The sequence below is a fragment of the Ancylobacter sp. G4_0304 genome (genome assembly GCF_047501495.1).
Classification (GTDB): Bacteria; Pseudomonadota; Alphaproteobacteria; order Rhizobiales; family Xanthobacteraceae; genus Ancylobacter.
On record NZ_JAZDRM010000005.1, the window covers coordinates 21,517 to 36,963 of the forward strand.

Annotated in this window: 12 protein-coding genes; 8 read left to right on the forward strand and 4 right to left on the reverse strand. The window is 69.7% G+C overall.

Translation table 11 applies throughout. The features are described from left to right. Positions 1–33 precede the first annotated feature (33 nt). Positions 34–948 (reverse strand): LysR family transcriptional regulator, encoded by a 915-nt coding sequence (locus tag VRZ77_RS04145; RefSeq protein ID WP_414591402.1) that lies wholly within the window; start codon positions 946–948, stop codon positions 34–36. A 175-nt stretch (positions 949–1,123) separates the two neighbouring features. On the opposite strand from VRZ77_RS04145, the gene VRZ77_RS04150 reads away from it, so the two are divergent. The 6 genes from VRZ77_RS04150 to VRZ77_RS04175 all read left to right on the forward strand — a co-directional run bounded on the left by VRZ77_RS04150 (position 1,124) and on the right by VRZ77_RS04175 (position 7,107). After that, entirely contained in the window at positions 1,124–2,305 is a 1,182-nt protein-coding gene (locus VRZ77_RS04150) for an MFS transporter (RefSeq protein ID WP_414591513.1), read from the forward strand. A 35-nt stretch (positions 2,306–2,340) separates the two neighbouring features. Further along, entirely contained in the window at positions 2,341–3,165 is an 825-nt protein-coding gene (locus VRZ77_RS04155) for an aldo/keto reductase (RefSeq protein WP_414591403.1), read from the forward strand. Positions 3,166–3,296: 131 nt separating this feature from the next. Continuing rightward, positions 3,297–3,854, forward strand: coding sequence for a TetR/AcrR family transcriptional regulator (locus tag VRZ77_RS04160; protein ID WP_414591514.1), 558 nt, complete (start codon positions 3,297–3,299; stop codon positions 3,852–3,854). 100 nt (positions 3,855–3,954) lie between these two features. Continuing rightward, positions 3,955–5,124, forward strand: coding sequence for a transporter substrate-binding domain-containing protein (locus VRZ77_RS04165; RefSeq protein WP_414591404.1), 1,170 nt, complete (start codon positions 3,955–3,957; stop codon positions 5,122–5,124). 20 nt (positions 5,125–5,144) lie between these two features. Then, positions 5,145–5,753: an ANTAR domain-containing response regulator gene (locus tag VRZ77_RS04170; protein ID WP_414591405.1), complete on the forward strand. Its 609-nt coding sequence runs from the start codon at positions 5,145–5,147 to the stop codon at positions 5,751–5,753. A 316-nt stretch (positions 5,754–6,069) separates the two neighbouring features. Continuing rightward, positions 6,070–7,107, forward strand: coding sequence for an aliphatic amidase (locus tag VRZ77_RS04175; protein WP_414591406.1), 1,038 nt, complete (start codon positions 6,070–6,072; stop codon positions 7,105–7,107). 90 nt (positions 7,108–7,197) lie between these two features. On the opposite strand, the gene VRZ77_RS04180 is transcribed toward VRZ77_RS04175, so the two are convergent. Both VRZ77_RS04180 and VRZ77_RS04185 read right to left on the reverse strand, forming a co-directional pair. Next, the gene (locus VRZ77_RS04180) at positions 7,198–9,492 is read right to left on the reverse strand and encodes a nitric oxide reductase activation protein NorD (RefSeq protein ID WP_414591407.1); all 2,295 of its coding nucleotides are present in this window, start codon (positions 9,490–9,492) and stop codon (positions 7,198–7,200) included. A gap of 26 nt (positions 9,493–9,518) precedes the next feature. Next, on the reverse strand, positions 9,519–10,334 hold the full coding sequence (locus VRZ77_RS04185; RefSeq protein WP_414591408.1) for a CbbQ/NirQ/NorQ/GpvN family protein: 816 nt from the start codon (positions 10,332–10,334) through the stop codon (positions 9,519–9,521). 232 nt (positions 10,335–10,566) lie between these two features. Here VRZ77_RS04185 and VRZ77_RS04190 point away from each other — a divergent pair, with 232 nt between their 5' ends. Further along, a complete protein-coding gene (locus VRZ77_RS04190) occupies positions 10,567–11,763 on the forward strand; it encodes an aminotransferase (RefSeq protein WP_414591409.1) in 1,197 nt (398 codons plus the stop codon). A gap of 60 nt (positions 11,764–11,823) precedes the next feature. Here the strand turns inward: VRZ77_RS04190 and VRZ77_RS04195 are convergent, their stop codons facing one another. After that, the gene (locus tag VRZ77_RS04195; RefSeq protein ID WP_414591410.1) at positions 11,824–14,025 is read right to left on the reverse strand and encodes a DEAD/DEAH box helicase; all 2,202 of its coding nucleotides are present in this window, start codon (positions 14,023–14,025) and stop codon (positions 11,824–11,826) included. Between the two features lie 288 nt (positions 14,026–14,313). On the opposite strand from VRZ77_RS04195, the gene gnd reads away from it, so the two are divergent. Next, positions 14,314–15,432 carry a phosphogluconate dehydrogenase (NAD(+)-dependent, decarboxylating) gene (gnd, locus tag VRZ77_RS04200; RefSeq protein WP_414591411.1) on the forward strand — a complete coding sequence of 373 codons (1,119 nt, stop codon included), beginning with the start codon at positions 14,314–14,316 and terminating at the stop codon, positions 15,430–15,432. The last annotated feature ends 15 nt before the right edge of the window (positions 15,433–15,447 follow it).

Below are 15,447 nucleotides of genomic sequence, written 5' to 3' on the forward strand. Positions count from 1 at the left end.
TGACCGGTAGCCTGGCCCTCAAAGGGTCTAACCTCATAAGGGGCCGGGCTGTTTTCCGATCCGAGCCGCGAGAAAATCGACAAAGGCGCGGATACGCCCGGCGAGATAGTCGTGGCCGACGAACACGGCGTGCAGCAACTCGATGTCGCGGCCGTTGAAAGCCTCCAGCACCGGCACCAGCGTTCCCGCCGCGATGTCGTCTTCCGCGACATAGCGGGCCATGCGCGCGAGGCCGAGGCCGTCCAGCGCAAGGCGCCGCACCATCGAGCCGCTATTGCCCTCCAGATTGCCCGACACCGCCAGCGCATAGCTCGCCCCGGTCGCCGGGTCGATGAACGGCCAGTCGTCCATGGCGCGGCGGAAATTGAAGCGCAGGCAATTGTGCCGGGCGAGATCATGAGGCGTCTGCGGCGTGCCGTGACGGGCGATATAGTCCGGCGAAGCGACGATGACGCGCCGGCTCTCCAGTATCTTGCGCGCCTTCAGCGTCGAATCGCGCATTGGCCCGGCGCGCAGTGCGATGTCCGCCCGCTCGGCCACGAGGTCGATCACCTCGTCGGTCAACGACAGGTCGAGCTGCACCTCGGGGTAAAGCGCGAGGAATTCCGGCACCAGCGGCACCAGGCAGCGCTCGCCGAAGCCCACCGTCGCGCTCACCCGCAGCTTGCCGCGCGGGGTGGCGGCGGCGCCGGCGGTGATGAAGCGATCCGCCTCCTCGATCTCGCCGAGAATGCGCCGCGCCCGCGCGACATAGGCCTCGCCCTCGGGCGTCAGCACCACGGCGCGGGTGGAGCGTACCAGCAGCCGCGCCCCGAGCCGCTCCTCCAGCCGGGCGATCAGCTTGCTCACCGCCGAGGGCGACAGGCCGAGCCGCCGTCCGGCGGCCGAGAAGCTGCCGCGATCCGCCGCTTCCACCAGCACCTGCATCTCGCCCGCGCGATTGTCCATGGCGCCCTTGCCCCCGCGATCTGTGAAATCAATTCACAATCATTGGTCCACCAGGGCGGCTACTCGCGCAAGCCGGCGCCGCGCATATTCGCCTCAAGCCAATCGACATCGTTGTGGCGCCGGGCCGGAAGCGGCCAACGGCGCACGGAGAACTATTGCCATGTCGCCCACCCGGATGCCCGCGGCGCTGTTCGCGCTGACCATCGCCGCCTATGCCATCGGCACCACCGAATTCGTCATTGTCGGCCTGCTGCCCACCGTGGCGGCGGACCTCGACATCACCCTGCCGCTCGCCGGCCTCATCGTCTCGGTCTATGCGCTCGGCGTCACTTTCGGCGCCCCGGTGCTGACCGCGCTCACCGGGAAGATCGAGCGCAAGCCGCTGCTGCTCGGACTGATGGCGCTGTTCGTCGTCGGCAACAGTGCCGCCGCGCTCAGCCCGTCCTATGAGACGCTGCTGGTGGCGCGCGTGCTCTCCGCCTTTGCCCATGGCGTATTCTTCTCGGTCGGCGCCACGATCGCCGCCGACCTCGTGGCGCCGGACAAGCGCGCCTCGGCGATCGCGCTGATGTTCATGGGGTTGACCGTCGCCATCGTCACCGGCGTGCCGCTCGGTACCTTCATCGGCCAGAGCTTCGGCTGGCGCGCCACCTTCTGGGCGGTCTCGGGGCTGGGCGTCGTCGCCTTCCTCGCCATCGCCGCGCTGCTGCCCTCGAACCTCACCCGCGCCGCCCCGGCCCGGCTGATCGACCAGATTCGTGTGCTGGGCTCGGGCCGGCTGCTCATCGTGTTCGCGATGACCGCCTTCGGCTATGGCGGCACCTTCGTCGCCTTCACCTATCTCGCCTCGATCCTCGAACACGTCACCGGCTTTGCCGCCTCCAGCGTCAGCCTGATCCTGGTGCTGTACGGCCTCGCCATCGCCGCCGGCAACCTGATCGGCGGGCGCATTGCCGACCGCGACCCGGTGAAGGCGCTCACCGTGCTGTTCGCGCTTCAGGCGCTGGTGCTCGCCCTGTTCAGCGTCACCGCGCTCTCGCCGGGCTGGACGCTCATAACCCTCGCCGCGCTGGGCTTCCTGTCCTTCGCCAATGTGCCGGGCCTGCAGATCTATGTGGTCGAGCTGGCGAAGAAGCACCGGCCGGGCGCGGTCGATGTCGCCTCGGCGCTCAACATCGCCGCGTTCAATCTCGGCATCGCGCTCGGCGCCTGGGTCGGCGGGCTGGTGGTCGCCTCCCCGCTGGGGCTGATCGCCACGCCGGCGATCGGTGCCGTGCTGGTTGCCGGCGCGCTCGGGCTCACCATCTGGAGTGGCGTGCTCGACCGCCGCGCCGTCCCCGTGCTGAGCCCCGCGTGATCCGTCCGCCCGACTAGTTTTTCAAGGAGCCTTTCATGGAACACATCGTCACCGCCAACGGCGCCCGCATTCCCGCGCTCGGCTTCGGCACTTTCCGCGTCTCCGGGCCGGACACGCGGCGCATCGTGCCGGCGGCGCTCAAGGCCGGCTTCCGCCACATCGACACCGCGCAGATCTACGGCAACGAGGCCGAAGTCGGCGAGGGGATCGAGGCGTCGGGCGTGACGCGCGCCGACATCTTCCTCACCACCAAGGTCTGGGTCGACAAATACGGCCATGATGCGCTGATCGCCTCGGTCGACGAGAGCCTGAAGAAGCTGCGTACGGATTATGTCGACCTGCTGCTGCTGCACTGGCCGGCGGGCGCGGCGCTGGCCGAGCCGGTCGCGGCGCTGAACGAGGTGGTGCGCGCCGGCAAGGTGCGCCATATCGGGGTGAGCAATTTCTCCACCGCGCTGATGGCGGAAGCCGCGAGCCTCAGCGCGGCGCCGCTGGTCACCAATCAGGTCGAGTATCACCCCTATCTCGACCAGTCGACGCTGATCGCCGCCGCCCGCGCAGCCGGCATGTCGGTCACCGCCTATTATGCCATGGCCGATGGCCGGGTGTTCGACGAGCCGGTGCTGAAGGAGATCGCGACCGCGCATGGCCGCAGCGTGGCGCAGGTGGTGCTGCGCTGGGTGGTGCAGCAGGACGGGCTGGTCGCGCTGTCCAAGACGGTCAGCGAGGCCCGCGTCACTGAAAACGCCGCGATCTTCGACTTCGAGCTGACCGCTGGAGAGATGGCGGCGATCCATGGGCTGGCCCGGCCGGATGGACGTATCGTCAGCCCGTCGGGCCTCGCCCCCATCTGGGATTGAGCATCGGAGGCCTCTTCCTTCCGCTCCGGAAGATTGCGATCAATTTCTGATCTGGATCAGCAAAAACTCTTCCAGCCGGGTTATGGGATGGTGATGAACTGTCCTCTCTCGGAAGGAAGAGCCTCTTGCGGGTGACACGGGAAAAGGTCGCCGAACACCGGCGCACCATTCTGGAGACCGCCGCGCGGATGTTCCGGGAACGCGGCGTGGGTGATGTCGGCGTCGCCGAGATCATGCAGGCGAGCGGCCTGACCCATGGCGCCTTCTACGGCCATTTCCGCTCCAAGGATGAGCTGGCGAGCGAGGCCTGCCGCGAAGCCTGCGCGCAGAGCCTCGCGCGCTGGGAAAAGATGCCGGAGCTGAAACGCATCATCGACGGCTATCTCTCGATCGAGCATCGCGACAACCCGGCGCGCGGCTGTTCAGTCTCGGCGCTTGCGGGTGAGGCCGCGCGGGGCGTTCCGCTGCGGGAAGACTACACCGATGGCGTGGAGGGCTTCCTCCAGGCCATCGAGCAGCGCCTGCCCGGCGAGCCCTCACCCGAGCGCCGGCGCCGGGCGGTCGCGATCTTCTCGGCGATGGTGGGCGCGCTGACCATGGCGCGCGCGGTTGCGGCGAGCGATCCCGAGCTCTCGCGGGAAATCCTGACCAGCGCCCGCAGCGAGATCGCCGAGCGCTTCGGCGTCTGACGCCGGGCGGCCGGGAAACACGAGGCGGCGCCATTGCACGCGCAGCGGCGCGGGGGCAAAACGAGCGGGTGCCGTTCGCAGTTCGAGGTTGCCCGCGCCGATGACCCCCGCTCCCGATGCCGCCGCCACTCCCTGGCGTGTCGGCGTGCTGTTCTCCCAGACCGGCGTCACCAGCGGCGTCGAACGCTCCCAGCTCGGCGCCACGCTGCTGGCGATCGACGAAATCAATGCCGCCGGGGGCGTGCTCGGGCGCCAGATCGAGGCCGTGGTCTACGATCCCGCGTCCATTCCCCGCCAGTATGGCCAGCTCGCGGCGCGGTTGATCGAGGAAGATGGCGTGCGGCTGATCTTCGGCTGCTACATGTCCAGCGCGCGCAAGGCGGTGCTGCCGGTGGTCGAGGCGCTGCGCGGCCTCTTGTTCTACCCGACGCTCTATGAAGGCTTCGAATATTCCCGCCACTGCGTCTATACCGGCGCGGCGCCCAACCAGAACTCGATCCAGCTCGCCAAATATCTGCTGGGCACCTATGGCAACCGCTTCCTGCTGGTCGGCTCGAACTACGTGTTCCCTTATGAGTCGAACCGGATCATGACCGATTTCGTCACCCAGTCGAACGGCCGGGTGCTCGACGAGCTCTACATTCCGCTGGAGCCCAAGGCGGGCGACATCGACAAGGTGATCGCGCGGATCGCCAAGACCGCGCCGGACGTGATCTTCTCCACCGTGGTCGGCGCTGGCACGGCGAGCCTCTACCGCGCCTATCACGCCGCCGGCTTCGATCCGGCGAAGATGCCGATCGCCAGCCTCACCACCTCGGAAGCGGAAATCGCGCTGATGGGGGCGGAAGCGGCGGCCGGGCACATCACCGCCGCCCCGTTCTTCGAAACCATGACCACCCCGGCGGCCCGGCGCTTCGTCGCCGCCTTCAAGGCGCGCAACGGCGCCGACGCGCCGGTGACGGCGGCGGCGGAGGCCGCCTATTTCCAGGTTCATCTCGCGCTGCGCGCGCTCGCCCGCTCCGGCTCCGACGCGCCGGACGACATCCTCACGGAACTGCGCGACGCCGAGTTCGACGCGCCGCAGGGCCGGGTGCGGATCGACGGCGAGACCAACCACACCTGGCTGTGGCCCCGCGTCGGCCGGGTCGATGCGCGCGGGCGGTTCCAGATCGTCTGGAACCCCGGCACGCGGGTCAAGCCCGATCCCTATTGCGTGGTGCAAAGTCTCGACGACTGGTCCGCGGACGGCCTTGCCGTCACCCCTGTCTGACGCCGGAAGCGGATCGACGCATGGCAATCCAGATCCTGAAGGACCTGCGCGGGCTCAGGCTCCACGTCATCCATCCTCCCGACGAGGAACGCGCCCGGCTGGTGGAGCACCTGCGCCGCATCGGCTGCATGGTGGACACCACCTGGCCGGTGCCGCCGGAATGGCCGCAAAACGCCGACATCGTGCTGCTCGCCATCGAGCAGGACGCGCGCGTGCCGATCCAGAAACTGTTCAAGAGCGCGCCGGAGGCCCGCCCGACGATCATCGCCATCGTCGGCTATGAGAATCCGTCCACGCTGCAGCTCGTGCTGGAATCCGGCGCCGTGGCGGTGGTGGAACGCCCGATCCGCCCGTTCGGCCTGCTGACCAACCTCACCATCGCCCGCAGCCTGTGGATGGAGCGCGAGGAGACCGCGCGCCGGCTCAAGAAGCTGGAGCGCAAGCTCACCGGCATCCAGAAGATCCAGAAGGCCAAGACCATCCTGATGGAAAGCCAGGGGATCGGCGAGGAGGAGGCCTATCAAAGCCTGCGCCGGCAGGCCATGGCCAAGCGCGTCGCGATGGAGGAACTGGCGGTCGCCATCATCAACGCCAGCGAGCTCTTGAACTTCCGCGCGCGGGGTGATTAGATCGCGCTCATGGACGTTTTCGAGGCACCGCCTTTGAAAACGTCGTGCCCACGCACCAAGGATGTTGCGCGGGTCTGGCGCTGTAGCCCGGAAAGGCTCCGATAAGGGGCCTGCCGGGCTTTTTTGCGTTCAGGGCCATTTTTCGCGCTCAGGGCTACCGGCGACAACGTTGTTCGCACGGCCCCGGCGCCGGCCACATCCCCCGGACGGAACGCCAGTTCCGGCCGCACGAAAGTTCGACCCTTCCTTCCAGCACAACAATCCGGCCGCGCGGTCAGACCCCCGCCGCGCGGCACCGGCATGAGGAGAATGCCCGATGTATCATGGCGACGTTTCCAGCAGCAAAGACACCGTCGGCGTGGCGGTGGTGAACTACAAGATGCCGCGCCTGCACACCAAGGCCGAGGTGCTCGCCAACGCCAGGAAGATCGCCGATATGGTGGTCGGCATGAAGGTCGGCCTGCCGGGCATGGACCTCGTGATCTTCCCCGAATACTCGACCCACGGAATCATGTACGATTCCAAGGAGATGTACGAGACCGCCTCGACCGTACCCGGCGACGAGACCGAGATCTTCGCCGAGGCCTGCCGCAAGGCCAAGGTCTGGGGCGTGTTCTCGCTCACCGGCGAGCAGCACGAGGAGCACCCGAACAAGGCGCCCTACAACACCCTCATCCTGATGAACGACAAGGGCGAGATCGTCCAGAAGTACCGCAAGATCATGCCCTGGGTGCCGATCGAGGGCTGGTATCCCGGCAACTGCACCTATGTCTCGGAGGGCCCGAAGGGGCTGAAGGTCTCGCTGATCATCTGCGACGACGGCAATTACCCGGAAATCTGGCGCGACTGCGCCATGAAGGGCGCCGAGCTGATCGTGCGCTGCCAGGGATATATGTATCCGGCTAAGGACCAGCAGGTGCTGATGGCCAAGGCCATGGCCTGGGCGAACAACTGCTATGTCGCGGTGGCCAACGCCGCCGGCTTCGACGGCGTCTATTCCTATTTCGGCCACTCGGCGATCGTCGGCTTCGACGGGCGCACCATGGGCGAATGCGGCGAGGAGGAATACGGCATCCAGTACGCCCAGCTCTCCACCTCGCTGATCCGCGACGCACGCAAGAACATGCAGTCGGAGAACCACCTCTTCAAGCTGGTCCATCGCGGCTACACCGGCATGATCAATTCCGGCGACGGCGACAAGGGCGTGGCCGCCTGCCCCTATGACTTCTACAAGAAGTGGATCACCGATCCGGAAGGCACCCGCGAGATGGTGGAATCCTTCACGCGCCCGACGGTGGGCACCGAGGAATGCCCGATCGACGGCATTCCGAACCAGTCGACCACGCATCGCTGACATCTGGCGCCCTTCCCGTTCGGATATCCGCTCCGAACGGGAAGCACCTCCGCCGGCCCGCCTCCCGAGGCCATCGCGCGGCGGCGCTCATCACCGCCGCGCCAGCCGGAAATAGAGTTCGGAGAGCCGCATCGGCAGGTCCGCGATGCGGCGCACCGGCATGGTGTTGGCCTTGCCGAAGATCGCGGCGCCCGAGCCGACCCCGCCGGGGTCGAGCGTCACGCCGAAAGTGTCGATGCCACGCGCTCGCAAGCCCAGCACCACCCGGCGCGCATCCGCCACCAGATCGGACGAGCGGTCGACATCGATGTCGGACGGCTCGCCATCGGTCAGCACCAGAATGAGCTTGCGGAATGCCCGCACCCCGGCGATCTCCTCGCCGGCATGCCGCAGCGCCGTCCCGAGCCGGGTCGACAGGCCGGAGTGCAGCCCGGCGAGCCGCGCGAGGCTTTGCTCGCCATAGCGCTCGCTGAAGCGCTTCACAGGAATGTAGCGCACATCGTCCCGGCCCGCGGAGGCGAAGGCGGCGAGCGCCATCTCATCGCCCAGCCCCGCCATCGCCTCGGCCAGCATCGCCACCGCGAGCGTCTCGACATCGAGCACGCTCGCGCCGTCGGAAAGGCGGTCGCGGGTGGATTCGGAGGTGTCGAGCAGCACCAGCACGGCGAGGTCGCGCTGGCGCAGCGCCGAGGAGGTGAACACCCGCTCGTCCGGCGTCTCGCCGGCCGGCCGGCTCACCGCCGCCTCGATCGCCGCGTCGATATCGAGCGCGGCACCTTCCGACTGCCGCTTCAGCCGCACCGCGCGACCGACCTTGGCCGCACGCACCAGCCGGGCGATCTGCGCGCGAAGCGGGCCGGCGCGCTCCAGCGCCCGCGCCAGCCGGCGGGAATCGCCGAGCGGCGGCTCGCTTTCGCGAATCGTGGTCCAGTCCGCCCGCTCCAGCCCGGCCTGCGCGTCCCATTCGGGATAACGCGCGACGATGCGCCCGCGCTCATCGGCCGGGGCGGGGCGGGCGCGCCCGGTCGGCGCGGGCTGCGGTGCAGCTTCGGGCGGCTGCGGGGCGTTCTCCTCCTCGCGGCGCTCGATCCGCGCGGCATCGACCGCGAGTTCCACCTCCTCGGTGCGCTCGGCATTCTCCTCGCCGAAATCCCACAGGCCGAGCCCGTCATCGCGATAGGCCGGCTCCACCACATGGCCGCGCGCGTCGAAGCGGATGCGGCGCTGGCCGAGATCGTTGGCGAGCCGGGTGCCGATGTCGAAGCTGATGGCGGGATCGTCGAGCCGGTCGCTTCGCTCGGCGAACAGCGCCCGCGCCTTGGCGATCAGCGCGTCGGGATCCTGATAGCCGGGGTCGAACAGCGCGCGGGCGATCCGCGCCAGCAGCAGGGCCGCCAGCGGCTCGGCCGAGGGGCCAGCGACATGGAACGGCGCCCAGAGCCGGCGCAGGCCGGGAAAGCGCGCCATGGCCAGCGCCTCGACGCGGGCGTCCTCGATCAGGTTGATGCACGCCATCTGCACCGGCTTCACCTTGCCGAGCGTGAAGCGCGGCCCGCCATAAGCCAGATGCGCACCGGCATGGACGCTGGCGGCGCGATAGAGCGCGTGCGAGGCCGCGCCCGTCACGCCGGAAAACACTTCCGGCAGGCGGATCACCGGGCCGGCAATGTTGGTGCGGCGCGGGGCATCGCCGATCTCGGCCACCGGCAGGGGCTGGAGGCTGGGCGGAAAACCCGGCCGCCCGCCCCACAGCGCGGCGAGCAGGCGCCGCAGCCCGACTTCCAGTTCGGCGAAGCCCGGACCGGCGCCCATGCGCGCGATCAGCCTCCGCGCCAGCGGGTCCTCCAGCGCGAAGAACGCCCGGCGCCGGGCGCGATCTTTTCCAGCGGCGCGCAGCCCGGCGGCGGCGAAATCCGCGACCTCGACGAGGCTTCCCTTCGCCAGCAGGGTCGGCATATGCCCGGCGAAGGCCGCGAGTTCATCCGGCGCGCCCTGCGCAATCGCCGTCATCATCGTCCACCAGCGCTGCCGCGCCTCGGCATCGCCAAGCCGTCCTTCGGCTACGGCAAAAGCCTCGATCGCCGCCAGCGCCGCGGTGGCGCCGGCGTGACGACAAACGTCGGCGGCCGCAAAGCCGGCCGCGCCAAGTTGTTGCGGCGTCAACCGCAGCCCGTGCGCCACGCTCAGGCGCCAGAACGCCAGCAGGCACCCGGCGCCTGCGTTCACCCGCGTCAATTCCAGCACGCCAGCCGCCCAGGGCTCCAGCGCCTCCGGCCCATGGGTGCGCAACAGCGCCTGCCATGTTTCCTCGAACGCGGCGCGCAGCAGCGTCCGGCCGCGCATCTGGCGCGCCAGCGCGTCGCCATGCGGCGTGGCACGGCGCAAGGCGGGCTCCGGGAGCACGACGCCGCTCACGGCAGGCAGGCGGAGATCGCCGCGCCCAGCGTCTCGCGCACATCGGCGTCGTCGGTGATCGGCAGGATGATCCCGGCCCGCACCGCCATCTCAAGCGGCACGCCACCGGCGACGAGGCGCCCGGTATGGATCAGCATGCGGGTCGAGGCGCCCTCGTCCAGCCCCTGCCCGCGCAGGTTCCGCGTGCGGCCGGCGATGGTGACCAGAAGCCGTGCCAGCTCGCCATCGGTGCCGGCCTCGCGCGCGACGATCCCCGCTTCCAGCCCCGGCTCGGGATAGTCGAAATCCAGCGCGATGAAGCGCTGCTTGGTGGATTCCTTCAGATCCTTCACCGCGCTCTGGTAGCCGGGGTTGTAGGAGATGACGAGCTGGAAATCCGGGTGGGCGTGGATCAGCTCGCCGCTCTTTTCCAGCGGCAGCACGCGCCGGGCATCGGTGAGCGGGTGGATGACGACGGTGGTGTCCTGCCGCGCCTCGACGATCTCGTCGAGATAGCAGATGCCGCCATGGCGCACGGCGAGGGTGAGCGGCCCGTCCTGCCACACCGTGCCTTCGGGCCCGAGCAGAAAGCGCCCGGCAAGATCCGCCGCCGTCATGTCCTCATGGGCCGCGACCGTGACCAGCGGCCGGCCGAGCTTCCACGCCATGTGCTCGACGAAACGGGTCTTGCCGCAGCCGGTCGGCCCCTTGAGCATCACCGGCAGGCGATGTTGCCAGGCGGCCTCGAACACCGAAACCTCGTTGCCCACCGGCTGGTAGAACGGCTCGGCGGCGATGCGGTAGCGGTCGAGCGGTGAGGTCGAGGCATCCATGAAGGGTCTCCGCGTTCGGGGCTCCGCGGCGGCGTCCTTCAGGCAAGGAACGACGGCCCCGGAACAGGGCAGCCGGCAATCCTTGCCGTGTCACCGGCCCGCGACGTCCCTGTCGCTGGCCGATGCCTGCGATTAAACGGGAGAATGCCGCGCGGCACAAGGCGCCGCTTAGACAGCGCGGCGCCCGCGCGGCAAAGGGAAGCCTGCCCCCTCGCTGCCGCCGAGACCTGCGATGCCCTCACCGCTCCAGCCGCTGAACCCGCTGCTCGCCGCCACCGAAGGCGCGCCGATCCCCGCCGCCGGGGCGTGGCTCGCGGCCTATGACGGGTCCGCCGGGCCGGCGATCAACCTGTCGCAGGCCGTGCCCGGCCGGGCGCCGGAGCCGGAACTGCTCGCCGCCCTCGCGCAGGCTGCCGGGGCGGCGGAAGCGGCGCGCTATGGCGCAATCCTCGGCGACGAGGCGCTGCGCGCGGCGCTCGCCGCCGACATCTCCCGCACCTATCGCGGCGAGGTGCGCGCCGACGACATCGCCATCACCGCCGGCTGCAACCAGGCGTTCTTCGTGACGCTGATGACGCTGGCCAAAGCCGGCGACGAGGTGATCCTGCCGACGCCGTGGTACTTCAACTACAAGATGACGCTCGACATGCTCGGCATGGTCGCGGTGCCCCTGCCCTGCGCGGCCTCGAATGGCTTCGTGCCGGATGTGGCGCAGGCGCGGGCGCTCATCACGCCGCGCACCCGCGCGCTGGTGTTGATCACGCCCAACAACCCGACCGGGGCGGTCTATGACCGCGCCACCATCGCGGCCTTCGCGGCGCTGGCGAAAGAGGCCGGCATCCGCCTCGTGCTCGACGAAACCTATCGCGACTTCCTGCCCGACGGCCATGACGAGGCCGCGCACGACCTGTTCGCGCGGGGCGACTGGCGCGAGGTGCTGGTGCATCTCTACAGCTTCTCGAAATCCTACGCCGTCCCGGGCCATCGCATCGGCGCGCTGGCGGGCGGGGCGGCTTTCCTCGAACAGCTCACCAAGGTGATGGACAGTCTGCAGATTTGCGCGCCGCGCACCGGGCAGCTCGCGCTCGCCGACGCCGTGGAGCCGCTCTTGCCGGCGCGCCGGCGCATGCGGGCCGAATTCAACGTCCGCGCCCAGCTGTTCACGCGTGAGATCGCGCAGGCGGAAGGCTGGGAGCTGAGCTCGATCGGCGCCTATTTCGCCTATCTGCGCCACCCTTTCGCGCAGGACGGCGCCGCGGTGGCGGAAGCGCTGGCGCGCGAGGCGGGCATCCTCACCCTGCCCGGCGCGTTCTTCGGACCGGGGCAGGAGGATTTCCTGCGGGTCGCCTTCGCCAATGTCGAGGATGACCGGCTGGCCGGGCTCGGCGCGCGGCTGAACGCGTTCGGCGCTGGGCGGGAGCGGCGCTAGCGCCGTTCCCCGTATCCCCGCGGCCGCTCAGCGGCCGGGCTTGCCCGTGTCCCCGGCCGCTCAGCGGCCAGGCTTGCCTTTGGGCTTGTCGCCGAATGCCCCGCCGGGCTTGCCGTTCGGCTTGCCGGATTTGCCCGGCTTCTTGCCGGCATGGGCTTCCGGCATGCCCGTCGCATGCTTGCCCGCTGAGTGCTTGCCGGTCGAACTTTTGCCCGCGAATTTGCGCGCGGGCGCGCCCTCCTCGGAACGGGGGGCGTAAGCCGGGCGGGCGCTCTTGCCCTTGAATCCCTCGGCACGTGCCGGGCGATCCTCGTAGCCCTGCGACTCGAAGTTCTTGGCGCGTGGCTTGGCGGGACGCTCCGTCAGCGGATCGAAGCCGCGAACCTCGTCAGCCTTGCGATAGGGCTTCTTCGGCGGAGCGGCCGGCCGGTCCTCCGGACCACGCTCCTCGCGCGGCCGGAAACTGCGCGGGCGCTCGGTGAAGGCGCGATCCTCGCGCGGACGCTCGTCCCTCGGCCGCTCTTCGCGCGGCGCGCGGTCGCCATAGGAACGCTCGCCATAAGAGCGCTCGCGGGGGCGGTCGTCACGGGGGCGCTCGTCGCGCGGTTTTCCGAACGACCGGCGCGGACCGCCCCGCCCCTCGTCGCCGAGCGAGGAAAGCCCGCCCGGCAGCGGCTCGATCACCTCACCCTTGCCGCCCGAGCCCAGCGCCGCGCGGCCGAACGCCTCGGCCGCCCCGGCCTGGATCTCGAAGGCGGTCTCGTTCTCGAAGATGCGGATCGCGCCGATCTCCTTCTTGGTGATGTTGCCGCGACGGCAGATCAGCGGCAGCAGCCAGCGCGGATCGGCATTCTTGGTGCGGCCGATATTGAGACGGAACCAGGTGGAGCCGCCCTCGCCCGGCGCGGCGAAGTCGCGGCGCGTGGCGCGCTCGCGCATCGGCCGGCCCTCGCCGGGGTCCTCCACCTCTTCCGGCGCCGGCAGGCGCGCGCGATAGAGCCGGGCCAGCGCGGCGGCCACATGCTCGGGGGTGTAGGCGGCCAGCAGGTCGCGGCCGCGCGCGATGTCCTCCTCGCCCACCTCCTCGGTGAGCAGCGGGTCCGCCAGCATGCGCTCGCGGTCGAGCTGGCCGATCTCCTCCGGAGAAGGCGCCGCCGTCCACGGCACGTTGACGCCGATCCCGGCCATCAGGTCGGTGGCGCGGCGCCGGCGCATCGGCGGCACCAAGAGCACGCTCACCCCCTTGCGCCCGGCGCGGCCGGTGCGACCGGAGCGGTGCTGGAGGCTTTCCGAATCATTGGGCAGCTCGGCATGGATGACGAGGCCGAGATTGGGCAGGTCGATGCCGCGCGCGGCGACGTCGGTCGCCACGCACACCCGCGCCCGGCCGTCGCGCAGCGCCTGGAGCGCCTGGTTGCGGTCGTTCTGGCTGAGTTCGCCGGACAGGGCGACCGCCGAGAAGCCGCGCTCCTGCAGCGTCGCGTGCAGGTGGCGCACCACCGAGCGGGTGTTGCAGAACACCATGGCGGTCGGGGATTCGTAGAAGCGCAGCACGTTGACGACGGCGTGCTCCATCTCCTTGGGCGCGATGCGCATCACGCGATATTCGATATCGGCATGGCCGCCGATCGCATTGGCGACCTCGACCCGCAGCGCGTCGGTCTGGTAGCGGCCGGCGAGCACGAGGATGCCGCGCGGCAGGGTGGCGGAGAACAGCAGGCTCCGGCGTTCCGGCGGGGTGGCGTCGAGGATGAATTCGAGGTCCTCGCGGAAGCCGAGGTCGAGCATCTCGTCGGCCTCGTCCAGCACCGCGACGCGCAGCGCCGAGAGGTCGAGCCGCCCGCGCTCCAGATGGTCGCGCAGCCGGCCCGGCGTGCCGACCACGATATGCGCGCCGTAATCGAGCTGGCGCTGCTCGGCGCGCGGGTCCATGCCGCCGACGCAGGAAACGATGCGCGCACCGGTCTCGCCGAACAGCCAGACGAATTCGCGCTGGACCTGAAGCGCCAACTCGCGGGTCGGCGCCACCACCAGCGCCAGCGGGGTCGCGGCAGGGCCGAAGCGCTCCTGCGTGCCGAGCAGGGTCTCGGCGATGGCGAGGCCGAAGGCGACCGTCTTGCCGGAGCCGGTCTGCGCAGAGACCAAAAGGTCGCGCCCCGCCGTCTCGGGGGCGGACACCGCCGCCTGCACCGGGGTCGGGTCGTCGTAGTTGCGGGCGGCGAGAGCACGGCCGAGCGCGGGATTGGAGGTCGTGAAAGCCACGGAATAAACAGCCTTTTGGCCGGGCCTCCCGGCGCGGCGAAGGCGCGGGTTGCTCCGGCGGAGAGCCGCGAGCACCACGACGCGCGCAGGCCAAAGCCAGCACGCGAGAGGCGATCTCAGACGGCGGAACGACCTTCCTTCTAATTCAGAGTGGGCGACAAAGCCATGGCCGGCGTGCGGTTGCGCGGAAATGGCACCCATGCCCGCCCCGCGCGGCTGGCGCGAGGGGGGCATAAGGCGAGCGGGACCACCCCGCGCGGGCGGCGCGCCTGGCATGGGCCGAAGCGAATGGTGTCAGGCGGCATCGACTCCGCCCGGCTTTCCGGTGCGCCCGCCGTTTCGCCCGTGCTGCGGTGTCACCTTGTTGCGGTGTCACCTTGTTGCGCTAGGGTGCACCGCCCGTCGTTGAATCAGGAGCATAAGATGCAGATCGGTATCGTCGGCCTCGGCCGCATGGGCGCGAACATCGCGCGGCGCCTCGCGCGCGACGGCCATAGCTGCGTCGTCTGGGACCGCAGCGAGGCCGCCGTCGCCGAGTTGGCCAAGGAAGGCAACATCGCCGCCACCGGCCTCGCCGACATGGTGGAGAAGCTGGAAGCTCCGCGCGCGGTGTGGGTGATGCTGCCTGCCGGCGGGCCGACCGAGGAGACCGTGACCGCCCTCGCCGCGATGATGTCGCCGGGCGACACCGTGATCGACGGCGGTAACAGCTTCTATAAGGACGACATCCGCCGCGCCGCCACGCTGCGCGAGCGCGGCGTGGTCTATGTCGATGTCGGCACGTCGGGCGGGGTCTGGGGTTTGGACCGCGGCTATTGCATGATGATCGGCGGCGAGACCGCGGCGGTCGACCGGCTCGACCCGATCTTCCGAACGTTGGCTCCGGGCATCGGCACTGTTCCGCTCACTCCCGGCCGCGAGGGCCGCGACGCCCGCGCCGAGCAGGGCTACATCCATGCCGGCCCGGCCGGGGCGGGTCATTTCGTCAAGATGGTGCATAACGGCATCGAGTACGGCCTGATGCAGGCCTATGCCGAGGGCTTCGAGATCATGAAGCGCAAATCCTCGGAAGATCTGCCGGAAGCCGAGCGCTTCACGCTCAACCTGCCGGACATCGCCGAGGTGTGGCGGCGCGGCAGCGTGGTGTCGTCCTGGCTGCTCGACCTTTCCGCCATCGCGCTCGCCCAGAGCGAGGAACTCGCCGAATATTCCGGCGCGGTCGCCGATTCCGGCGAGGGCCGCTGGACCGTGCAGGCGGCGATCGAGGAGGCGGTCTCGGCGGAAGTGCTCACCGCCGCGCTCTACACCCGCTTCCGCTCGCGCCAGGACCACACTTTCGGCGAGAAGATGCTCTCGGCCATGCGCTACCAGTTTGGCGGCCACGTCGAAAAACCTGCCGGCGGCTGAGCCGGCAGGGGTATC

What these genes read in the sequence shown, in the direction of transcription:
- VRZ77_RS04145 (WP_414591402.1), bottom strand. Translation starts at nt 948, where the DNA reads ATGGACAATCGCGCGGGCGAGATGCAGGTGCTGGTGGAAGCGGCGGAT.
- VRZ77_RS04150 (WP_414591513.1), top strand. Translation starts at nt 1,124, where the DNA reads ATGCCCGCGGCGCTGTTCGCGCTGACCATCGCCGCCTATGCCATCGGC.
- VRZ77_RS04155 (WP_414591403.1), top strand. Translation starts at nt 2,341, where the DNA reads ATGGAACACATCGTCACCGCCAACGGCGCCCGCATTCCCGCGCTCGGC.
- VRZ77_RS04165 (WP_414591404.1), top strand. Translation starts at nt 3,955, where the DNA reads ATGACCCCCGCTCCCGATGCCGCCGCCACTCCCTGGCGTGTCGGCGTG.
- VRZ77_RS04170 (WP_414591405.1), top strand. Translation starts at nt 5,145, where the DNA reads ATGGCAATCCAGATCCTGAAGGACCTGCGCGGGCTCAGGCTCCACGTC.
- VRZ77_RS04175 (WP_414591406.1), top strand. Translation starts at nt 6,070, where the DNA reads ATGTATCATGGCGACGTTTCCAGCAGCAAAGACACCGTCGGCGTGGCG.
- VRZ77_RS04185 (WP_414591408.1), bottom strand. Translation starts at nt 10,334, where the DNA reads ATGGATGCCTCGACCTCACCGCTCGACCGCTACCGCATCGCCGCCGAG.
- VRZ77_RS04190 (WP_414591409.1), top strand. Translation starts at nt 10,567, where the DNA reads ATGCCCTCACCGCTCCAGCCGCTGAACCCGCTGCTCGCCGCCACCGAA.
- gnd (WP_414591411.1), top strand. Translation starts at nt 14,314, where the DNA reads ATGGTGTCAGGCGGCATCGACTCCGCCCGGCTTTCCGGTGCGCCCGCC.